The organism is Lysobacter soli, assembly GCF_003382285.1.
GTDB lineage: Bacteria > Pseudomonadota > Gammaproteobacteria > Xanthomonadales > Xanthomonadaceae > Lysobacter_J > Lysobacter_J soli.
The window spans coordinates 265,804-285,382 of the sequence record NZ_QTJR01000005.1 but is presented as its reverse complement, the minus strand read 5'-3'; the positions used below and the strand labels follow the sequence as shown (position 1 = coordinate 285,382).

Genomic DNA, 19,579 nt, shown 5'->3' with positions numbered 1-19,579 from the left:
CAACTTCGAAGTCACAACGCACACTCAAAATCAAAATGGATTCCAGCTTTCGCTGGAATGACGAAGAGTGCGGCGATTAGCGTGAGAGCCTGGATCCCGGGTTTCGCCGGGGATGACGGATCCAATTGAAGGTGACGTCGCTTTTGGCCTCCGAAACGACGATCAAACGCGCCGCAACCACTCCACCGCGCCACGCCCTGCGCGCACTCCGCTCGCATAGCACGCCGTCAGCAGGTAGCCGCCCGTCGGCGCTTCCCAGTCGAGCATTTCGCCTGCGCAGAACACGCCGGGAATCGTGCGGAGCATCAGCGTGCCGGCGTCCAGCGCTTCGAGGCGCACGCCGCCGGCGCTGCTGATCGCCTCCGCGATCGGACGCGCGCGCAGCAACCGCAGCGGCAAGCGCTTGATCGTGCGCGACAGCAGTTGCGTATCGAGCATCGCTTCCTTGCCGAGCACTTCGTACAGCAGTGCGGCTTTCACGCCTTCGATTCCGGCCTGCCGGCGCAGATGCTCGGTGAGGCTGCGTCCGCCGCGGGGTTTCTCGAGATCGGCACGCAAACGATGCAGTTCGCGCCCCGGCGCAAGATCGAGTTCGAGCGTCGCTTCGCCGTGCGCCGCGATCGCATCGCGGAGCATTGCGGACAACGTGTAGATCAGGCTGCCTTCGATGCCCGTCTGCGTGACGACGCATTCGCCCTGCAGTTCGTGCGGACGGCCCGCGTCATCGTGCCAATGCGCGATCACCGGCTTGAGCGGAGCACCCGCATGCCGGCTGGCGAAGTGCTCGCTCCAGCCGATGTCGAACCCGCAGTTGGACGGCACCAGCGGTGCGACGTCGACCTCGCGCGACTGCAGAACGGGCACCCACGCGCCGTCGGAGCCCAGCTCCGGCCAGCTGCCGCCGCCGAGCGCGAGCACGGTCGCGTCGGCGTGCACGGCGATCTCGCCGTCAGACGTCGCGAACCGCAACGCGCCATCGTCGCGCCAGCCCAGCCATCGATGCTGCACGTGGAAGCGCACGCCGTCCTCCCGCAGGCGACGCACCCAGCCGCGCAGCAGCGGCGCGGCCTTGCGGTCGGTCGGGAACACGCGCCCCGAGGTGCCGATGTAGGTTTCGATGCCGAAACCGCGCGCCCATTCGCGCAGCGCGTCGCCATCGAAGTCATCGAGCCAGGCGCCGACCTCGCGCGCGCGGTTGCCGTATCTCGAATCGAACGCGGGACGCGGCTCGCCATGCGTGAGGTTGAGTCCGCCCTTGCCGGCGATCAGGAACTTCCGCCCGACCGAACCCTTGGCCTCGAACAGGTCCACGTCCACGCCGGCCGCCCGCGCGACTTCCGCCGCCCTCAGGCCGGCAGGGCCTCCGCCGACGATGGCGAGGCGGGCGTGGAGCTGCGGAAGAGTGGACATGCGCAGGTCGGTCGATCGGGCAGGCAATTATGCCTGCGCTGCCGTTTTCCCCGCCCATTCGCCGCATCAGGCCAACTTCCGTGCGATTCGTCGGCGGGCCAAAGCAGGTATCTTCGAGCGCTCGCACCGAAGGAGCCGCTCCGCCCATGCATCGTCGCACCGTTTCCGCCGCCCTGACGCTGCTGATCGCCGCCGGCGCCGCGCATGCCAGCGACACCGCGCTGCCGCCGCAATTGCAGGATTTCGACGCCTACGTCGAAGGCGTGCGCAAACAGTTCGACGTGCCGGGCATCGCGGTGGCAGTGGTGAAGGACGGGCAGGTCGTGCTCGAACGCGGTTTCGGCGTGCGCGAGATGAACAAGCCGGCGCAGGTCGACGCCAACACGCTGTTCGCCATCGCATCCAACACGAAGGCCTTCACCGCGGCGTCGCTGTCGATCCTCGCCGACGAAGGCAAGCTGAGCCTGGACGATCGCGTGATCGAGCACCTGCCGTGGTTCCGCATGTCCGATGCCTACGTCACGCAGGAGATGCGCGTGCGCGACCTGCTCGCGCATCGCAGCGGCCTCGGGCTGGGTGCGGGCGACCTGCTGTACTGGCCAGGAACGGACTACACGACGGAAGACGTGGCGCGCCGCCTGAAGGACGTGCCGCTCACCGGGAGCTTCCGCGGGCAATACGCCTACGACAACATCCTCTATGGCGTGGCGCAGCTGGTGATCGAACAGGCCAGCGGGCAGAGTTACGCGCAGTTCCTGCAGCAGCGCATCTTCGCGCCGCTGGGCATGCGCGGCACGCGCTTCAACTCCGACGCGCTGCGTCCGCGCGACAACGTCGCCACCGGCCACGCGAAGGCCGATTTCAAGGACCTGCAACCCGCGCCGCGCATGACGTGGCACAACGTGTCGGGCGCGGGTGGCATCTATTCCAGCGTGCACGACATGAGCCGCTGGATGAACATGCAGCTGGCCGGCGGCATGTTCACCGATGCGAAGGGCACGCAGCAGCGGTTGTTCTCCGAAGAGCGCCAGCAGGAAATGTGGTCGGTGATCACGCCGATCCCGATCCCCAAGCCGGCAGTGCCCGAACTCGAAGCCGCGAAGCCGAACTTCCTCGGCTACGGCGAAGGCTGGACGCTGTCGGATTACCGCGGCCGCAAGCTCGTGTCGCACACCGGCGGCTGGCCCGGCATGGTGTCGCGCGTGACGCTGGTGCCGCAGCAGAAGCTGGGCGTGATCGTCCTGACCAACGCCGAGGTCGGGGGCGCGTTCAACGCGGTGACGATGCGCGTGCTCGATGCGTTCCTCGATGCGCCCCGCACCGACTGGACCGCCGCCTACGCCGCCGCGCTCGCCAAATCGAAGGACAAGTCCGACGAGGACTGGCGCAAGCACGTCGAGGCGCGCGCCGCGAACGCGCCGCCGTCGCGCCCGCTGTCTGCGTACGCGCGCACGTATCGCGATCCGTGGTACGGCGACATTGTCGTCGAACAGGCGAAGGACGGACTGGTGATGCGCTTCACGCGCACGCCGGACCTCGTCGGCAAGATGGAGCCGTGGCAACACGAGACGTTCGTGGTGCGCTGGAACGAGCGATGGCTCAACGCCGATGCGTTCGTGACGTTCTCGCTGGATGCCGACGGCAAGGTACGCGAAGGACGGATGGAAGCGATCTCGCCGTTGACGGACTTCAGCTTCGATTTCCAGGACCTGCGCCTGAAACCGGTCGAGGAAGAGAAGCCGAAGTCCTGACATCACGAAGGACCTCTCCCGCACGCGGGAGAGGGGTGGTGAGGGCAGTCCCCGACTAGCCCATCAGATACATCGCGACCGAAGCCGCCACGCACCACGCCACCACCCACAACGCGCCCACGCGCAGCCGAACCAGCAGCGCGAAGGCAACGAGTACGACGAGGACATCGCGCCCCGACGCGATTCCTTGTGCCCACACCGGATCGTGGAAGGCGGCGGCAAGCAGTCCAACGACCGCGGCGTTGACGCCGGCGAGCATCGGCGCCGCGCCGCGCATCGCCTGCACGCGCTGCCACACGGGAAGCGTTGCTGCCAGCAGCAGGAAGCCCGGAACGAAGATCGCCAGCAACGCCACCAGCGCCGAAACGGCCGGCGGCCATCCGGTCGGTGCGATCGCACCGAGGTAGGCGGCGATCGAGAACATCGGCCCGGGCACGGCTTGCGCCGCACCGTAGCCCGCGAGGAAACGCTCCGGCGCGATCCAGCCCGGATCGACCAGCGCTTCCTGCAACAGCGGCAACACGACGTGGCCGCCGCCGAACACCAGCGCGCCGGCGCGATAGAACGCGGCGGTCATCGCACCCAGCGTCGGCCCGTGCGACGGCCATGCAAGCGCAGCAATGAGTCCGCACGCGAACACCATGAGCAACGCCGTCGCCACGCCGCGCCCGTACGTCACCGGCAGCGGGTCCTGCGATGAGGACTTCGATGCGACACGTCGGCACAACACTGCGCCGAGCATCGCACCGATCGCGATGGCCACCAGTTGCGCCCATGCCGTACCGAGCCAGATCACGATCGCACAAGCGAGGGCCGCGATCGCGAGGCGCCGGACGTCGGGCGTCATCTGCCGCGCCATGCCGAGCAGTCCGTGCGCGACCACCGCGACGGCGACCAGCTTCAGCCCATGGACGACCGCGGCGCCGAACCCGCGATCCAGCTGCGCCGACATCGACGCAAAGCCGACCATCAGCAGCGCGGAGGGCAGGGTGAACCCGACGAACGCCGCCAGCGCACCGCGCCAGCCCGCGCGCAGCAAGCCGATGGCGAACCCCATCTGGCTGCTCGCGGGCCCCGGCAGGAACTGGCAGATCGCCAGCAACTGCGCGTAGCGCGCGTCGTCCAGCCAGCGCCGGCGCACGACGAATTCCTCGCGGAAATAGCCCAGGTGCGCGATGGGCCCACCGAAGGACACCAGCCCCAGGCGCAGGAACACGCGGAAGACGGCGAGGGCGGAGGTGGGTTCTATGGCGTCGCTCCATGGAGAAAATCGTGCCGAGTATGCCGGCTGGCCCTTCCACTTCCGTTGACACCGTGCCCAGCATGATGGACGTCCAAGCAGAGGAGCAGGCCATGCACCACGCCACGCCGACTCACGGCACGCCCGCCACGGGCGAGAACCCGCAATGGTGGCGGGACACCCAGGACATCCCGACCATCGTGCGCGCCATCTACGAGTGCATTTCCGGCCCGGCGGGTGCGCCGCGCGACTGGGCGCGCTTCCGGTACCTGCAGCATCCGGACGCACGCAGCCTGCGCACGGTCGTCGATCCCGACGGCAGCACGCACGCCGTGGTGTTCGACGTCGACAGCTACATCGCCGACGTCACGCCGTACTTTGCCGCGACTGGCTTTTTCGAAGTGGAGATCGAGCAGCGCGTCGAGCGCTTCGGCCAGGTCGCGCACGTGTGGAGCCGCTACGAGGCGCGCGAATCGCTGGAAACGCCGGTGATCAAGCGCGGCGCCAACAGCATCCAGCTGTGCTTCGAACACGGCCGCTGGTGGGTCTTCAGCACCGTGTGGGACAACGAACGCGAGGGCGTCGCATTCGACCTGTGGTGAGGCCTCACGCGGCGATGCCGGCGTCCGTGCAATGCTGAACCTGCAGGGATGGAACGCCGCGCCGCTGGCAATACGCGCGTCCGCCCCCAGTACGAAGGCTCGCCGCCAAGGAGCGCCTGCATGATCCCGATTTCCGTCCTCGACCTCGCGCCGATCACCGAGGGCAGCGACGCCACACAGGCGTTCGCCAACACGCTGGACCTCGCGCGCCATGCCGAGCGGTTCGGCTACCAGCGCTACTGGCTCGCCGAACACCACAACATGCCCGGCATCGCCAGCGCGGCCACCGCGGTGTTGATCGGCCACGTCGCGTGCGGCACCAGCACGATCCGCGTCGGCGCCGGCGGCATCATGCTGCCGAACCACGCGCCGCTGCAGGTAGCCGAGCAGTTCGGCACGCTCGCGTCGCTGTATCCGGGGCGCATCGACCTCGGCCTCGGCCGAGCGCCGGGCACCGACCACGCCACCGCGCATGCGTTGCGTCGCTATTTCGAAGCGGCCGACATGTTCGCGCAGGACGTGGTGGAACTGCTGCATTACTTCGAACCCGTACAGCCCGGCCAGGCGGTGCGCGCGGTGCCCGGTGCGGGCGTGGACGTGCCGGTGTGGCTGCTCGGTTCGAGCCTGTTTTCGGCGCGACTCGCCGCGCAGCTGGGCCTGCCGTTCGCGTTCGCCTCGCACTTCGCGCCCGACGCGATGGATCACGCGCTCACGATGTACCGGCGCGAATTCAAGCCTTCCAGGCGCCTGGACAAGCCGCACACGATGCTGGCGCTCAATGTCGTCGGCGCGCACGACAATGCGGAGGCGCGGCGTCTGTTCACGACGCTGCAGCAGTCGTTCGTCAACCTGCGGCGCGGGCATCCGGGGCTGATCCCGGCGCCGATCGACGACATCGAAACCTACTGGAATCCGCTGGAAAAAAGCGGCGTGCAGCAGGCGCTGGCATGCTCGGTCGTCGGCGACGAGCAGACGGTGCGCGAAGGCATCGCGGCGTTCATCGAACGCCACAAGCCGGACGAACTGCTGATCACCGCCAATGTATTCGAGCACGCGGCGCGCGTGCGCTCGTTCGAGATCGCGGCGCAGGCATGCCGCGCACTGGCGTGACGCGCGCGCCTCAGTGCGCGCGCACGTCGAGCAGTTCGACCTCGAACACGAGCGAGCCGTTGGGCGGAATGACACCGCCCGCACCCTTGCGGCCGTAGCCGTATTCGGCGGGAATCCTCAGCACGCGCTTGCCACCCACGCGCATGCCGGCGACGCCTTCGTCCCAGCCGCGGATCACGCGACCTGCGCCGAGCAGGAACGTGAAGGGCTCATTGCGATCGCGCGAGCTGTCGAACTTCCCGCCGCGGCCGTCGGGCTTGGTCTTGTCGTAATTCCAGCCGGTGTAGTGGACCGTGACGTCCATGCCCGACTTGGCTTCGGCGCCGGTGCCGACCTGCTGGTCGATGATTTCGAACTTCGGAATCACGCCGCCCGGCGGCGGGCCGGGATCGGCGCACGCGGCGAGAAGGGCAAGGGTGGCGAAGGCGGCGAGGCCGCTGCGGATGCGCTGGAAAATGGTCATGCACGAAGCATAGCGTGCCACCCGCTTGCTCGCTTTTCTCGTCGTCATTCGCGCGAAGGCGGGAATCCAGCGACTTCGTTTCTTCCGTCATTCCCGGGAAGGCGGGAATCCAACCGTGAGCGCATCAACGCATCCGTAGAGCGTGATGCGCGCAGAGTTGGATCCCCGCCTGCGCGGGGATGACAGCCGCATGGCCTTACGCCGGAATACGCTTCTCGTACTCCGCATTGATCGGCGCGAGCGTCTTCCAGAAGCCCTCGGGCGTACGCCCGGCCAGGCGATCGGCGAGGATGCCCAAGTGCGTGTGCCAGCCGCCCGACACGCTGACCATGCCTTCGCGGCTCGCCAGGCGGCTATGCGTGACGATCAGCTGCACCTGGTCGCCTTTCGGCGCGAGCTCCATACGCACCTGCGAATCGCCGCCGGCCTCCTCGTCCCAGGTGAACACCAGCAGCCGCGGCGGATCGCACTCGACCACGTGGCCGTGCGAACGAAGTTCGCCACCGTACTTCTCGTACTTCGCCGGCGGCGCGACGTCGTTGTCGGTGAGGCGGTTGTTGTGGAAGACCAGTTCCATCGCGCCGCCGGGACGCAGGTCCATGTCGCCGCGCGCGAGCCAGGTGCCGCGCTTTTCCGATTCGGTGAGGTAGGCCCAGACGCGTTCGATCGGGCCGGGCAGGAGACGTTCGATGCGCACGGTGTCGGGCGCGGTGACGATGCCGAAGTCGTTCATGGGTGGTGCTCCTTCACGTGGGGGGAAGCGGTGTGCAGGTGCCGTTCGAGCGATGCGAGGATCGTCGTCCAGCCGTGTTCGGTGCGGTCGGCGTACTCCGCGTACTCGGCCGCCATTTCGTGGGTGAGGGTGAGCACGCAGCCGTCGCCGTCGGGCGCGATGTCGACCGTGATGCGATCGCCTTCGGCGTCCGGCTCTAGGGCGAGCGTCAGCACCAGCCGATGCGGACGATCGATTTCCAGATATCGCCCGTAGTGCGCGGCGTCGCCGTTCGCACGGCGTTCGACGATCGCGTAGCCGCCGCCGACGCGCGGATCGACGTCCACGCGAAGCATCTGTCCGTCCACCGTCGCATACAGCCAGCGGCCGAGCGTCGCCGGATCGAGCCACGCGTCGAACACGCGTTCGCAACTGGCATCGAAGCGGCGGCTCACGCGCACGGTGACGGGCAGGTTCATCGCTTGCTCCGGTTCGATCGTGCGGGTTTGGCGGCAGGTTTGCGCGGCGGCTTGCGCGTGGCGTCGTCGCGATCCTCGGCGCGGAGCAGGTCCTCGAGCGCGTCGAGGCGCTGGTTCCAGAACTGTTCGTAATGACGCATCCATTCCATGCCGGCGTGCAGCGGGCGGGCATCGAGCCGGCACACGTGCGTGCGGCCCTGCACGTCGCGCTGCACCAGGCCGGCGCCTTCGAGCACCTTGATGTGCTTGGAAGCCGCGGCCAACGAGATCTCGAACGGTTCGGCCAGTTCGCCCACGCTGCGCGGCTGGCGCGCGAGGTTGCGGACCATGGCGCGTCGCGTCGGGTCGGCGAGGGCGCGAAAGACGGCGTCGAGACGATCGGAGTTAGATTCAACCATGTGGTTGAATATCCGCGCGGCCGGTTCGATTGTCAACCAACGGGTTGAATGTTCCGACGAGCGGCAAGCCGTGGCCTGCGCCCGCGGCCGTTCACGTTCGAAAGAACACAGGGGACCCCACGCCCAGGAAACGGCCGATGCCGCACACGAGCAAGCCCGCGCCGCAGCGCCAGTACGGGAAGTTCCGCGGCGTCGTCGTCGACAACATCGATCCCCTGCAACTGGGCCGCGTGCTCGTGCAGGTGCCTCGTGTGTTCGATGGCGATGCACGCTGGGCGATGCCGTGCGTGCCGGTCGCCGGCCACCAGAGCGGATTGTTCCTGCTGCCACCGGTGGGCGCGCCGGTGTGGGTGGAATTCGAACAGGGCGACGCCGAACTGCCGATCTGGGTCGGCGGCTACTGGGTGGATGCGGCGGAGCTTCCGTCGTTCGCCCACGCAGGACAGGCGGTCGCACCGGCCGTGCTGCTGCAGACGCCGGGGCGCAACGCGCTGACGGTGTCGGACATGCCGGGCCCCGACGGCGGCGTGCTGCTGCGCTCGCATACCGGCGCATGCATCGCAGTGAACGAAGCGGGCATCACCATCAGCAACGGACGCGGCGCGAGCATCGTGCTCGCCGGTTCGATGGTGACGATCAACGACGGCGCGCTGACGGTGGTGTGACGTGGGCGGCCTGATCCTCCATCTCGGCGCAAGCGTGACGTGCTCGCACGGCGGCCCCGCCGTGCCGACGGTGCCGTACTCGCGCGTCACGCTGCAGGGCCATCCTGTGGTGACGGTTGCGGCGCCTTACGAAATCGCCCACTGCAACCTGCCGGCGCCTGCCGAAGCCCTGCGCTGCACCGGTGGCCAATGGTTGCAGGGCAGCACGCGCGTGTTCGCGGGCGGGCGTGCGCTGGTGCTCGATAGCAGCCCGTCGATGTGCGTGCCCAATGGCGCGGTCATGCTCGTGCTCGAGTGCCAGACGCGGGTCAACGCTGTCTGACGTTCCGACACGGCGAACTCCGACGGGCAATCGCGTGCCCGTGCCCGGCTAGACGGCGTGTTTCCCGATACAGCGCGACTGTTCGCGTCCGTAGCCTGTCTTCGTCAACGAAGGACGGGCAGGGATGTCTTGGCGAACGGTGTTTGGATGTGTCATCGCGCTGTCGTGTGCGCACGCAGCCGCGCAGAACGTCTACAAGTGCGTGGCAGCAAGCGGAGTGGTCAGCTACCAGAGCGCGCCCTGCGAGCACGGCGCACGCGAGACGGCGCGATGGGACGCGCCGCCGGACCCGCCGTCGCGGTTGTATCAGTCAGTAGCGAATCCGGAGCGGCACGCGTCCGAACCACGTCTCACGCGAACGGGCAGTGCGCACATCGCGCGCAATGCAGTGAGGCCGTCGGCCTGTGAGGCAGCGAAGGCCAATCGCGATCGCACGCTCGAACGCGTCGGCCTCAAGCGGACCTTCGACCTGCTCAGCCGCCTGGACGAGCAGGTCCGCAACGCATGTCGATGACGTCAGAACTGCAACTGCACGCGCATCAGGAACAGGCGCGGGTCGTCGTTGACACCGCGACGCCGGCTGTCGGCCACGACGTAGTTCGCCATCAGGCGCGCGTAGGACGTCAGGTAGCAGGTAGCGCCGAAGTTCCAGTCGGACTGCACGCCGCCCTGCGCCGCCGCCGAATCGAGGTCGAGGACGCTGTAGCGCACGACCAGCTCCCACGCCACTTCCTTGCCGATCGTCGGCGAACTCGCCGTGCCGGCCTTGTAGTTGCGGCGGTGCCCGGTGGGCGACCAGCTGGCGAGTGCGTACCCGCCGGTGCCGCGTACGTCTGCCGCGTCGTCGCGGTGCGATTGCACGGCCGCGGCTTCGGCCTGCACCGACCAGGGGCCGCCGATCCACAACGCTTCCAGCCCCGCGCGGGTCGTGCGCTGGACGTCACCGAGCGTGCCCGTGTCCACCAGGCTCGACGTCGCCAGCGCCGCCTCGGGCTTGCTGGAGAAACGTGCGGTCTCGCTGTCCGGCGAATCCACCGAGGCGCCGACACCCAGGTGCAGCAGGTCGTCGCCGAAATGCAGCGCGCGCGAGGCGCGTACCGCGGCACCGATGCCTTCGTTCTTGCCGTCCAGCCGCTGGCCGAACACGGTCGCGTTGACGGCGTGGTTCGCGTCCGACCACGCGTAGCCCAGCCCGATGCGGCGACCGAGCGCGAACGCACCGAGCAGCGAGGCTTCCATCAAGGGCGTCTGGCGTGCGCTGGTCGCGTCTTCCATCAGGAACGGCTGCTTGAACTGGCCCAGGCGCAGCGCGTGGCCCTTGGCGGGCGTGAACTGGAGGAAGGCGTCGGGCGTGGAGCGATCGGTGAACTCGTGCTCGACGTTGAGCTGCCACCGCTCGCCGGCCTTGGCGACGAAACCCAGGCGTCCGGAGCGCACCTTGTCGACGTCCTCGAACGGCTTGACGTCGGGATGCGCGTCCACGCCGTCGTAGTAGACGACGCCGGTCGGCTTGAAGGACACCGCGCCGGCATGGGCGCAGAAGGGGAGTACGACGGCGGCCAGCGCGGCCGACAGGCGTCGGGTGAGAAGTTGCGGCATCGGGGAACCGGTGGAAGCAGCGCCGCGATCGCGGCGCCGGAAGGGAAGGGAGGTGCAGCGCCCGCGGTCTGCGGGCGCGCACGGAACTACGAACGCATCAGCGAGACCGCCGGATCAGAATTCCTGCCAGTCCGACTCGGTCGCGGCTGCGACGGCACCGCGGACGGCCTTACGCGGCGCGGCGACCGGTCGGGACGCAACTGGCTTGACCGGCGCCTTGGGTGCGGCCGCACGCGGAGGGGCAGGCAGATCGACGACCGCCGGGCGCGAGGTGCGGACGGCGTTCGCGCCGTTCGCGACGCGGAACACCGCGACCGTCTGCACCAGCTGTTCGGACTGCTGTTCCAGGCTGCGCGCCGCGGCGGAGGCTTCCTCCACCAGCGCGGCGTTCTGCTGCGTGCCTTCGTCCATCTGCGTGATGGCCTGGTTGATCTGCTCGATACCGGCCGACTGCTCCTGCGAGGCGGCGCTGATGTCGGCGATGATGTCCGTCACCTTGCGCACGCTGACGACGATGTCCTCCATCGTCCTGCCGGCCTGGTCGACGAGCTGGCTGCCTTCCTCGACCTTCGACACCGAATCGCCGATCAGCTGCTTGATCTCCTTTGCCGCATTCGCCGAGCGCTGCGCGAGCGAGCGCACTTCGCTGGCGACCACCGCGAAACCGCGGCCTTGTTCGCCGGCACGCGCGGCTTCCACCGCAGCGTTCAGCGCCAGGATGTTCGTCTGGAACGCGATGCCATCGATCACGCCGATGATGTCGGCGATCTTCTTGGACGACTGGTTGATGGCGTTCATCGTTTCGACGACTTCGCCCACGACCGTGCCGCCCTGTCCGGCGACTTCCGCCGCGCTCTGCGCCAGCTGGTTGGCCTGGCGTGCGTTGTCGGCGTTCTGGCGGACCGTGCTGGTGAGTTCCTCCATCGACGAAGCGGTTTCCTCCAGCGATGCGGCCTGCGATTCGGTGCGCTGCGACAGGTCGTTGTTGCCGGCGGCGATTTCCGCGGCCGCCGAGCTGATCGCATCCGAGCCCTCGCGGATCTGGCCGACGATGTCGGACAGCTTGTCCACCGTGCGGTTCGCGTCGTTGGCGAGGCGGCCGAACTGGCCCGGCAGTTCGACTTCGACGCGACGGTTGAGGTCGCCATCGGCCACGGCCGACAACAGGCTGCCGACTTCGTTGAGGCCGTTGTCGGCCGTCGACATCAGCTGGTTCAGCGAGTTGACCACGTCGCGATACACGAACTCGAAGCGGCTCGCGTCGCCGCGGCGGCCGAAGTCGCCGGCGACGGCCGCGTCCACGAGCGTCTTGATCTCGGCGTTGATGGCGTTCATGCCGTGCTTGACCGAGTCGACGGCATCGGTGATGCGCGCCTTCTGCGCCGGCAGGCGGTCCATGTCCTGCGACAGGTCGCCGCGCGCATACGCCGCGACGATTCCGACCGCACGGGCGTTGAGCTGGATGTGCGAGTCCACCAGCGCATTGATCTCACCGGCCATCTGGCCGTACGCGCCCGGAAGCTCGCGGTTGTCGATGCGGAAGTCGATGTCGCCTTCGTCATGGCGGCGCGCGATCTCGCCCTGGGCCTGAGCGAAGCGCTGCAGCGTCGACTGCATCTGGCTCATGCTGCGCAACAGCTGGCCGGCTTCGTCCGTGCTGTCCACCACGATGCGTTCGTCGATGCGGCCGGCGGCGATGCTCTGCGCGACGCCTGTGGCACGTTGCAGCGGGCGGGAGATGGCGCGGGCAAGGAAGAACCCGAACACGGCACCCAGCACGACGAGAAGACCGATGCCCACGGTGAGCTGCAGCTGCGTTCTCCGGTAGGCGGCGTCGGACTGCGCGACCATCGCGTTCAGTCCCTTGACGTTGAAGTCCGTCAACTCCATCAGCGCCTCGAAGAGCTTGCGGCGCATCGGGCGCGATTCTTCGTTGGAGACCCGGCCGGCTTCGACGAAATCATTGGCTGCCACCGCTGCCATCAGCTTCTCGTGCGCGGCGAAATAGCCCGCCATGCCTGCGGTCAACGCCTCGTAGCGGGCCTGCTCTTCGTCACCTTCGATCAGCTTCTCGTACGAAGACAACGAGTCGTTCATCTCGCCCCGGAGCTTGTCCATCCGCTTCGCGTAGTCGGCCAGTTCCGCCGGGTCGTCCTTGAACTGGAACTGCGAGATCTCGTACGTCCGGTATTCGCCCAACTGTCCGCGCATACCCAGCAGGTAGCGCACCGACGGCACCCAGTTCGAGTTGATTTCGGCGATCTGCGCGTTGCGTGCCTGCAACTGCAGCATTGCGTAACCGCCCAGCAGCGCGGCAAGCGCGATCAAGGCGGTAAAGGCCACCGCCAACTTTCTGGCGATGGAAAGGTTCTTGAATCCACTCATGGCAACGGCTCGTAGGAGGAGGGCGGACGAATCGCGGATGCGCTTCGATCTGGTTAACGGCATTGGCACAGCTCGCTAAAGCGCGGAAACCTGAACGACACATTCGCGGTGTATACGCGCCTCGACCGCCACTGCGACGTATGCGAAAGCGCGCATTTCGACGAGCGCGCGTGCGTCCGAGCGCGCGATACGCTCATCTTCGCGATGAGTGATCGCAGGTGCGAACGATGTCGGAATGCTTCCGACATGAATGAACGAGATGCCGTTCGCTTCTGCATCGCCCCGACGCGCGCCTTTGAGGATCCGGGCGCGGCCCGCCGGCAATGTCGAATCCCGCGTCCTTGGTTCGTCACCTTGATGAGCCCCCGGAGATCAACCGCATGAGCCGCATCGCCGCACCTTCCTATCCGCCGGACCGCAACTGGCCGCTGGTTGCATCCGGTGCCGTATTGGGCTGCGTCGGCGTGGGCGTGATCTTCGCGCTCGCCGTGCTGCTCGGCCCGATGAGTGCCGCCACCGGCTGGTCGCGCGGGGCGTTGTCGAGCGCCATGACGCTGGCATTCCTGAGCATGGGCGTGGGCGGCTTCGTCTGGGGCGCACTGAGCGACCGCATCGGCCCACGCAAGGTCGTGCTGGTGGGCTCGCTGCTGCTGGGCCTGGCGTGCGTGCTCGCGAGCCTCTCGGCGACGTTGTGGCAGTTCCGGCTCACCTATGGCGTGCTGATGGGCGTGGCCGTGTCCAGCTTCTTCGCGCCGGTGATCGCCGCCACGGCCTCGTCGTTCGAGAAGCGACGCAACATCGCGATCTCGCTGGTGTCGGCGGGTGTGGGTGTCGCGCCGATGACGATGTCGCCACTCGTCGCGTGGCTGGTCAGTCATTACGACTGGCGCCAGACGCTGCTCATCGTCGGTCTTGTCGCGTGGGCGCTGACATTGCCGGCCGTATGGTTCGTGCGCGCGTCGCCGATTCCGGAACCGACGTCGCCCGGCACCATCGCCGACGCAACGGTCGCGAACGCGGGGCAGGCGCTGCGCTCGCACGCCTTCATCGTGCTGGCGGTGACGTACTTCGCCTGCTGCGCCGCGCACTCTGGGCCGATCTTCCACACTGTGAGCTATGCCGTCGGTTGCGGCCTCGCGGTGACGACTGCGGTGACGATCTACAGCATGGAAGGCGCGGCCGGACTGGGCGGACGCATCCTGTTCGGACTGATGGCCGACCGGCTCGGCGCGAAGCCGGTCCTGGTCGCGGGGCTGCTGATCCAGGCCATCGCCGCGGTCTCGTACCTGAGCGTGAGCCAGTTGAACGGCTTCTACGCGGTGGCGATCGTGTTCGGCATGGCCTACGGCGGCACGATGCCGCTGTACGCGTCGCTCGCGCGCGAAGCGTTCAGCCCTCAGATCCTCGGCCTGGTGCTCGGCGCGGCGGGCATGTTGTCGGCATTGGGGATGGCGCTCGGTCCGCTACTCGGCGGCTGGCTGTTCGACCGCTACGGCAGCTATACCTGGATGTACGTCGGCTCGATGGCGGTGGGGCTCGGCGCGGCGTCGATCGCGCTGTGGTTCCCGTCGAAGCGCAAGCCGCGCGAACCGGACTCATTGCAGGCGCTGCCGCAGGAAGGCTGACGCGCGCATGGTTCACGCGCGCGGCAGCCGAACCTCGGCGGCCAGGCCGCCGCCCTCGCGGTTTCGCAACGTGAGCGTGGCGCCGATCGATGCCGCAAGCTGCTGCGCGATCGCCAGCCCCAGCCCGGTGCCGCCGGTATCGCGGTTGCGCGAGGCTTCGAGGCGATAGAACGGCTCCATCACGCGCGCCAGTTCCGATTCCGGAATGCCCGGACCACGATCGCCGACCCGGATCACGAGCGCGTCGGGGCGGCTCTCCAGTTCGACGTCCGCCGAGCCGGCGTACTTGAGCGCGTTGTCGATGAGGTTGGCGACCACACGTCGCAAGGCATGCGGACGCGTGACGACCGGCGTGCCGATGCGGCCCTGCAGGCTCACCGGCCGGCCGGTGTCGAGGTAGTCGAGCACCAAACTGTCGATGAACGCGTTCAGGTCCACGCGCACCGCGGCCTCGTTGTTGCCGTGCGCGCTGCGTGCGTACGCGATGCCCTCGCGCACCAGGTGCTGCATCTGGTCGAGGTCGTCGAGCATCTTCGCTCGCTCGGGCACCTCGTCCATCGATTCGGCGCGCAGCTTCATGCGCGTTATCGGCGTCTGCAGGTCGTGCGAGATCGACGCGAGGATCTGCAGCCGCTCCTTCATGTAGCGCGCGATCCGGTCCTGCATGGCGTTGAAGGCGCCCACCGCCTGCGCGACTTCGGTCGGCCCGCCGTCGGGAAGGCGCTCGCCGTCGCCGTCGGGCCGCACCTTTTCCGCGGCCTGCGCGAGCCGTGCGAGCGGTCGCGTCGCCAGTCGCACCGCGGCCCAGGCGCACAGCAGCAGCACGATCAGCTGCAGGACCAGCACGTACGGAAGCCACTTCGCCAGCGGCATCACCGAAGGCTGCACGTCGACGACCACTGCGCTGCCGTCGTGCAGGCGCACCTTGACCTGGAAACGTTCCGGATCGCGCGAAATTTGCCGCGCCTGCGTCGACCAGCGCGGTCCCAGCGCGCTTTCGATCATGCCCGCCATCTCGCGCGAGGTCGCGCCGTCGAGTTTCGCGTTCGGCTCCGCGTCGAATGCGGCTCCGTCCAGCGAGTAGCGGAACGTGCGCCGTTGCAGCATCGGCAGCCAGTCGGCGCGTTCGTTCGCGGGCAGACGATCGAGCAGGTTCACTGCGACAACCACGTCCTGTTCCAGGTTGGTCATGAGCATCGACGAGGCGGCTTCGTAGCGCTCGTAGAACAGCAGCCCGAACGAGAGCGCGTGCGCCAGCAGCAGCCCGCCGGCCAGCAGCGCGTACAGGCGCGAGGCCATCGTGCGCGGCAGCCAGCGCATGACGCCGCGAGGAGTCGATGTGCTCATCCGTCCTCGCCCACGATCGTCACCGTCGCGCTGAAGACATAGCCTTCGCTGCGAACGGTCTTGATGTAGCTCTGCTCGCGCGCATCGTCCTGCAGGCGCTGACGCAGGCGGCTAACGAGCAGGTCGATGGAACGGTCGAACAGTTCGGCGTCGCGGCCCTGCGTCAGGTTGAGCAGCTGGTCGCGGTTGAGCACGCGGTTGGGATGGTCGAGGAACACGCGCAGCAGGCGGAATTCCGCGCCGCTGAGCGCCACCACCGTGCCTTCCGGATCGAGCAGGTGGCGCGCGGTGGTGTCCAGGCGCCAGCGGCCGAAGGCGAGCATCTGCGCCGCTTCTGTCACCTGCAGGTTCGGCGGCAGCATGCGCGTGCGGCGGATCACCGCCTTGATGCGCGCCAGCAGCTCGCGCGCGGCGAAGGGCTTGGTGACGTAGTCGTCGGCGCCCATTTCCAGGCCGATGATGCGGTCGGTCTGGTCCTCGCGTGCGGTCAGCATCACCACGGGGATGGCGCGATGCTTGCCCGCGCGCAGGTTGCGGGTGAGGGTGAGGCCGTCCTCGCCGGGCATCATCACGTCCATCACGATCAGGTCGATGGCGTGCGTGTCGAGCACGGCGCGCATCTCGCGCCCATCGGCGGCCTCGCTCGCGCGCAGGCCGTTCTTGCGCAGGTAGTCGGCCACCATCTGGCGGATCTCGCGATCGTCGTCCACGACGAGGATGTGGTCTGCGTGTTCCATGGGGCGCTCGTGGTGAAGTGGGGCGATGGCCGGATTGTGCCACCGCCCGCTGGCGGTCAGTGCGCGGCTGGCGCGGTGGCCAGCAGCTGCCGAATGCGCTGCTCCATGCCGTCGTAATCGCCTTCGCCGTAATGGCGATGGACGATGCGGCCGTCGCGATCGACCAGGTACATCGCCGGCCAGAAGCGGTTGCCGTAGGCGTTCCAGGTCGCGTAGTCGTTGTCCTGCGCGACGGGGTAGGCGATGCCGAAGCGCTCGATCGCGCGACGCACGTTGGCGGTGCTGCGCTCCTCGTCGTATTCGGGCGTGTGCACGCCGATCACCACCAGTCCCTGGTCGTGGTAACGGTCGTGCCACTGTTTCACGTAGGGCTGTACGTGGATGCAGTTGATGCACGAGTAGGTCCAGAACTCCACGAGCACGACCTTGCCCTTGAGCCCCGCCATGGTCTGCGGCGGCGCGTTGAGCCAGTGGGCGATGCCGGTGAACTCCGGTGCGGGCGTCCCGCGCGCCGGCTCGGCCTGCGCGCCCGGCGCACAGCCGGCGAGCAGCGACAGCGACAGCGCGAAGGTCGCAAGGATCGACTTGAACATGGGCGACTCCTGTAGGGATGTGCCGCCGGCGTGGCGAAGCGCACGCGCGGCGGCGGAGCGTTGCAGCGACGGCTGCGCGATCAGGTCACGATCTCGACATCCACGTCGCCGCGCGTCATGCGCGAGTACGGGCAGGTCTGATGCGCCTTCTCGACCAGCTGCCGGCGCGTGGCCTCGTCGATACCGGGAAGCTTGACGTCGAGCTTCACGGCGAGCTGGTATTCGCCGGCGGCCGTCTTGCCGAGGTTGACCTCCGCGTCGACCGCCGTGTCGGCCGGCAGCTTCACCTTCAGTTCCTGCGCCGCGAAACCGAGCGCGCCGATGAAGCACGCCGACCAGCCGATGCCGAACAGCTGCTCGGGATTGGTGCCGGGCTTGTTCGAGCCGGGCGTGCTCAGCGCGACGTCGATGGCGCCGTCGCTGGAGCGGCCGGTGCCGGCGCGGCCGCCGGTGACGTGCGTGTGCGCGGTGTAGACGACGGTCTGGAGGGAATGGGTCATGGCGATGTCCTCGTGGGGGAAGGTGGGCCGGTGGTTTCCGGTGGCGCCATTCCGAGGCCGCGCGGTATCGCGCACGTGTCGGGTGATGAGGGCTTTTGTCGGCGAACGTGCCCGGCCGGGGCCTGGATACAGTGCGATACAAAGCGCTGGCGCACCGACGTTGCCGCCGGCCCTTCCGACCACGCGAGCGCCCACACGAAAAGGGCGGCGAAATCGCCGCCCTCGTTCCGTTGTCCTCAGTCGGCGACGGCCTCGTCGCCGCCTGCGCTCAGCGGAGCAGCTTCAGCAACGCCTCCGCCGTTGCTTCCGACGACGCCGGGTTCTGGCCCGTTACCAGCCGTCCGTCCACGATCGCGAAGCTCTGCCAGTCGTCGGCCTTCTCGTACTTGCCGCCCAGGCGCTTGAGTTCGTCCTCGACCAGGAACGGCACCACCTTCGTCAGCTTCACCGCTTCCTCCTCGGAGTTGGTGAAGCCGGTGACGCGCTTGCCTTTCACCAGCGGCTCGCCTTCGTTCTTCACGTGCCGCAGCACGCCGGGCGCATGGCAGACGGCGGCGACCGGCTTTCCGGACTCGTAGAACGTTTCGATGAGCCGGATCGAGGCGGGATCCTCGGCGAGATCCCACAACGGGCCGTGCCCGCCGGGGTAGAAGACCGCGTCGAACTCGTCGGCGGACACCGAATCGAGCCGCTTCGTGTTGGCGAGCACGGCCTGCGTCTTCGCGTCGGCCTTGAAGCGGTCCTGCGCGGGCGTCTGGTTCGCCGGATCGTCGCTCTTGGGGTCGATCGGCGGTTGTCCGCCCTTTGGCGAGGCCACGGTCACCTGCGCGCCGGCATCGGTGAATACGTAATACGGCGCGGCGAATTCCTCCAGCCAGAAGCCGGTTTTCTCGCCGGTATCGCCGAGGCGTTCGTGCGAGGTAAGCACCATCAGGATCTTCATTGCGGTGTCGTCGCCAATGGGGGAGCGACAGCTTCGCCCGCAACGGGTTAGGCCGCGGTGATGCGTCAGGTCAGCGCGTCGGACGCGATCACGTGCCGTCCCGGCGTCGCGCGCACCGCGGCGTCGATCATGGTCTGCGCGATGCGTTCGGCAGGATTGATGCGCCAGCGGCGCGGCAGCAGCGGATGCAACGCGCGCAGGACGACGGTCGCGACGCGTTCGCCCGCGCGGAACTCCTCGCGTTCGCCGCCGATCAGGCCCGGTCGAACGAAGGTCAGCGAGGCGAAGCCCAGCGCGGCGAGGTCGCGTTCCACTTCGCCCTTCACGCGGCTGTAGAAGATGGACGATCCGGCATCTGCGCCCATCGCCGAATTCAGCACGAAGGTCGATGCGCCATGCGCGTGCGCAAGGCGTGCGACCGCGAGCGGGTAATCGTGATCGACGCGGCGGAAGGCGTCCTGCGAGCCCGCGACCTTGATGGTGGTGCCGAGCGCGCAGACGACCGCGTCGACGTTCCACCAGGGCGCATCCTGCGGCAGCTCGTCGAAATCGACGACGGGCGCGAGGAGCTTCGGGTGCGGTTCCGCCGGCCTGCGAACGGGCGCCACGACCTGTTCGATGCCGGGATGCGCCAGCGCGATATGCAGCGCGTAGCGACCGACCAGACCGGTGGAGCCTGCGATCATCAGCTTCATGCG

The 19,579-nt window shown here is 68.1% G+C and carries 21 protein-coding genes; 7 read left to right on the top strand and 14 right to left on the bottom strand.

The features are described from left to right. Positions 1-162: 162 nt before the first annotated feature. Positions 163-1,410, bottom strand: a complete 1,248-nt coding sequence (locus DX912_RS09920) for a TIGR03862 family flavoprotein (RefSeq protein WP_115842338.1) — start codon at positions 1,408-1,410, stop codon at positions 163-165. A 146-nt stretch (positions 1,411-1,556) separates the two neighbouring features. Here DX912_RS09920 and DX912_RS09915 point away from each other — a divergent pair, with 146 nt between their 5' ends. After that, a complete protein-coding gene (locus DX912_RS09915; RefSeq protein ID WP_115842337.1) occupies positions 1,557-3,161 on the top strand; it encodes a serine hydrolase in 1,605 nt (534 codons plus the stop codon). 55 nt (positions 3,162-3,216) lie between these two features. Here DX912_RS09915 and chrA read toward each other — a convergent pair whose 3' ends face one another. Further along, on the bottom strand, positions 3,217-4,377 hold the full coding sequence (gene chrA / locus DX912_RS09910; protein WP_233433552.1) for a chromate efflux transporter: 1,161 nt from the start codon (positions 4,375-4,377) through the stop codon (positions 3,217-3,219). A 137-nt stretch (positions 4,378-4,514) separates the two neighbouring features. Here chrA and DX912_RS18390 point away from each other — a divergent pair, with 137 nt between their 5' ends. Next, positions 4,515-5,003, top strand: coding sequence for a hypothetical protein (locus DX912_RS18390; protein ID WP_181902786.1), 489 nt, complete (start codon positions 4,515-4,517; stop codon positions 5,001-5,003). A gap of 120 nt (positions 5,004-5,123) precedes the next feature. Beyond that, positions 5,124-6,113, top strand: coding sequence for an LLM class flavin-dependent oxidoreductase (locus tag DX912_RS09900; RefSeq protein WP_115842335.1), 990 nt, complete (start codon positions 5,124-5,126; stop codon positions 6,111-6,113). Between the two features lie 10 nt (positions 6,114-6,123). Here DX912_RS09900 and DX912_RS09895 read toward each other — a convergent pair whose 3' ends face one another. The 4 genes from DX912_RS09895 to DX912_RS09880 all read right to left on the bottom strand — a co-directional run bounded on the left by DX912_RS09895 (position 6,124) and on the right by DX912_RS09880 (position 8,165). Further along, positions 6,124-6,576, bottom strand: a complete 453-nt coding sequence (locus tag DX912_RS09895; RefSeq protein WP_115842334.1) for an FKBP-type peptidyl-prolyl cis-trans isomerase — start codon at positions 6,574-6,576, stop codon at positions 6,124-6,126. A gap of 196 nt (positions 6,577-6,772) precedes the next feature. Continuing rightward, positions 6,773-7,309: an SRPBCC family protein gene (locus tag DX912_RS09890; protein WP_115842333.1), complete on the bottom strand. Its 537-nt coding sequence runs from the start codon at positions 7,307-7,309 to the stop codon at positions 6,773-6,775. Then, complete coding sequence (locus DX912_RS09885) at positions 7,306-7,767, bottom strand: SRPBCC family protein (RefSeq protein ID WP_115842332.1); 462 nt, start codon at positions 7,765-7,767, stop codon at positions 7,306-7,308. The genes DX912_RS09890 and DX912_RS09885 overlap by 4 nt, the downstream gene beginning before the upstream one ends. After that, a complete protein-coding gene (locus DX912_RS09880) occupies positions 7,764-8,165 on the bottom strand; it encodes an ArsR/SmtB family transcription factor (RefSeq protein ID WP_115842331.1) in 402 nt (133 codons plus the stop codon). The genes DX912_RS09885 and DX912_RS09880 overlap by 4 nt, the downstream gene beginning before the upstream one ends. 137 nt (positions 8,166-8,302) lie before the next feature. On the opposite strand from DX912_RS09880, the gene DX912_RS09875 reads away from it, so the two are divergent. The 3 genes from DX912_RS09875 (at position 8,303) to DX912_RS09865 (ending at position 9,666) form a co-directional block, all read left to right on the top strand. Then, positions 8,303-8,830 carry a phage baseplate assembly protein V gene (locus DX912_RS09875; protein WP_115842330.1) on the top strand — a complete coding sequence of 176 codons (528 nt, stop codon included), beginning with the start codon at positions 8,303-8,305 and terminating at the stop codon, positions 8,828-8,830. A gap of 1 nt (position 8,831) precedes the next feature. Beyond that, the gene (locus DX912_RS09870) at positions 8,832-9,152 is read left to right on the top strand and encodes a hypothetical protein (RefSeq protein WP_115842329.1); all 321 of its coding nucleotides are present in this window, start codon (positions 8,832-8,834) and stop codon (positions 9,150-9,152) included. 124 nt (positions 9,153-9,276) lie between these two features. Continuing rightward, a complete protein-coding gene (locus DX912_RS09865; protein ID WP_115842328.1) occupies positions 9,277-9,666 on the top strand; it encodes a DUF4124 domain-containing protein in 390 nt (129 codons plus the stop codon). 2 nt (positions 9,667-9,668) lie between these two features. On the opposite strand, the gene DX912_RS09860 is transcribed toward DX912_RS09865, so the two are convergent. Continuing rightward, on the bottom strand, positions 9,669-10,751 hold the full coding sequence (locus DX912_RS09860; protein WP_115842327.1) for an OprO/OprP family phosphate-selective porin: 1,083 nt from the start codon (positions 10,749-10,751) through the stop codon (positions 9,669-9,671). 114 nt (positions 10,752-10,865) lie between these two features. Next, the gene (locus DX912_RS09855; protein WP_115842326.1) at positions 10,866-13,136 is read right to left on the bottom strand and encodes a methyl-accepting chemotaxis protein; all 2,271 of its coding nucleotides are present in this window, start codon (positions 13,134-13,136) and stop codon (positions 10,866-10,868) included. Positions 13,137-13,516: 380 nt separating this feature from the next. Between DX912_RS09855 and DX912_RS09850 the strand changes: the two genes are divergently transcribed. After that, positions 13,517-14,761: an MFS transporter gene (locus DX912_RS09850; protein WP_115842325.1), complete on the top strand. Its 1,245-nt coding sequence runs from the start codon at positions 13,517-13,519 to the stop codon at positions 14,759-14,761. A 12-nt stretch (positions 14,762-14,773) separates the two neighbouring features. On the opposite strand, the gene DX912_RS09845 is transcribed toward DX912_RS09850, so the two are convergent. From DX912_RS09845 to DX912_RS09820, 6 genes are all read right to left on the bottom strand, one after another. Further along, entirely contained in the window at positions 14,774-16,081 is a 1,308-nt protein-coding gene (locus tag DX912_RS09845; protein ID WP_233433550.1) for a sensor histidine kinase, read from the bottom strand. Between the two features lie 23 nt (positions 16,082-16,104). Beyond that, on the bottom strand, positions 16,105-16,845 hold the full coding sequence (locus DX912_RS09840; RefSeq protein ID WP_115842323.1) for a response regulator: 741 nt from the start codon (positions 16,843-16,845) through the stop codon (positions 16,105-16,107). A 56-nt stretch (positions 16,846-16,901) separates the two neighbouring features. Then, positions 16,902-17,438, bottom strand: a complete 537-nt coding sequence (locus tag DX912_RS09835; RefSeq protein WP_115842322.1) for a thioredoxin family protein — start codon at positions 17,436-17,438, stop codon at positions 16,902-16,904. A gap of 80 nt (positions 17,439-17,518) precedes the next feature. Continuing rightward, positions 17,519-17,938, bottom strand: a complete 420-nt coding sequence (locus DX912_RS09830) for an organic hydroperoxide resistance protein (RefSeq protein WP_115842321.1) — start codon at positions 17,936-17,938, stop codon at positions 17,519-17,521. Positions 17,939-18,206: 268 nt separating this feature from the next. Beyond that, entirely contained in the window at positions 18,207-18,881 is a 675-nt protein-coding gene (locus DX912_RS09825; protein ID WP_115842320.1) for a type 1 glutamine amidotransferase domain-containing protein, read from the bottom strand. A 65-nt stretch (positions 18,882-18,946) separates the two neighbouring features. Beyond that, positions 18,947-19,576 (bottom strand): Rossmann-fold NAD(P)-binding domain-containing protein, encoded by a 630-nt coding sequence (locus DX912_RS09820; protein WP_115842319.1) that lies wholly within the window; start codon positions 19,574-19,576, stop codon positions 18,947-18,949. Between the last annotated feature and the right edge of the window lie 3 nt (positions 19,577-19,579).

What these genes read in the sequence shown, in the direction of transcription:
- DX912_RS09825 (WP_115842320.1), bottom strand. Translation starts at nt 18,881, where the DNA reads ATGAAGATCCTGATGGTGCTTACCTCGCACGAACGCCTCGGCGATACC.
- DX912_RS09820 (WP_115842319.1), bottom strand. Translation starts at nt 19,576, where the DNA reads ATGAAGCTGATGATCGCAGGCTCCACCGGTCTGGTCGGTCGCTACGCG.
- DX912_RS09920 (WP_115842338.1), bottom strand. Translation starts at nt 1,410, where the DNA reads ATGTCCACTCTTCCGCAGCTCCACGCCCGCCTCGCCATCGTCGGCGGA.
- DX912_RS09875 (WP_115842330.1), top strand. Translation starts at nt 8,303, where the DNA reads ATGCCGCACACGAGCAAGCCCGCGCCGCAGCGCCAGTACGGGAAGTTC.
- DX912_RS09880 (WP_115842331.1), bottom strand. Translation starts at nt 8,165, where the DNA reads ATGGTTGAATCTAACTCCGATCGTCTCGACGCCGTCTTTCGCGCCCTC.
- DX912_RS09835 (WP_115842322.1), bottom strand. Translation starts at nt 17,438, where the DNA reads ATGTTCAAGTCGATCCTTGCGACCTTCGCGCTGTCGCTGTCGCTGCTC.
- DX912_RS09850 (WP_115842325.1), top strand. Translation starts at nt 13,517, where the DNA reads ATGAGCCGCATCGCCGCACCTTCCTATCCGCCGGACCGCAACTGGCCG.
- DX912_RS09885 (WP_115842332.1), bottom strand. Translation starts at nt 7,767, where the DNA reads ATGAACCTGCCCGTCACCGTGCGCGTGAGCCGCCGCTTCGATGCCAGT.
- DX912_RS09830 (WP_115842321.1), bottom strand. Translation starts at nt 17,938, where the DNA reads ATGACCCATTCCCTCCAGACCGTCGTCTACACCGCGCACACGCACGTC.
- DX912_RS09900 (WP_115842335.1), top strand. Translation starts at nt 5,124, where the DNA reads ATGATCCCGATTTCCGTCCTCGACCTCGCGCCGATCACCGAGGGCAGC.
- DX912_RS18390 (WP_181902786.1), top strand. Translation starts at nt 4,515, where the DNA reads ATGCACCACGCCACGCCGACTCACGGCACGCCCGCCACGGGCGAGAAC.
- DX912_RS09895 (WP_115842334.1), bottom strand. Translation starts at nt 6,576, where the DNA reads ATGACCATTTTCCAGCGCATCCGCAGCGGCCTCGCCGCCTTCGCCACC.
- DX912_RS09865 (WP_115842328.1), top strand. Translation starts at nt 9,277, where the DNA reads ATGTCTTGGCGAACGGTGTTTGGATGTGTCATCGCGCTGTCGTGTGCG.
- DX912_RS09890 (WP_115842333.1), bottom strand. Translation starts at nt 7,309, where the DNA reads ATGAACGACTTCGGCATCGTCACCGCGCCCGACACCGTGCGCATCGAA.
- DX912_RS09845 (WP_233433550.1), bottom strand. Translation starts at nt 16,081, where the DNA reads ATGCGCTGGCTGCCGCGCACGATGGCCTCGCGCCTGTACGCGCTGCTG.
- DX912_RS09915 (WP_115842337.1), top strand. Translation starts at nt 1,557, where the DNA reads ATGCATCGTCGCACCGTTTCCGCCGCCCTGACGCTGCTGATCGCCGCC.
- DX912_RS09840 (WP_115842323.1), bottom strand. Translation starts at nt 16,845, where the DNA reads ATGGAACACGCAGACCACATCCTCGTCGTGGACGACGATCGCGAGATC.
- DX912_RS09860 (WP_115842327.1), bottom strand. Translation starts at nt 10,751, where the DNA reads ATGCCGCAACTTCTCACCCGACGCCTGTCGGCCGCGCTGGCCGCCGTC.
- DX912_RS09855 (WP_115842326.1), bottom strand. Translation starts at nt 13,136, where the DNA reads ATGAGTGGATTCAAGAACCTTTCCATCGCCAGAAAGTTGGCGGTGGCC.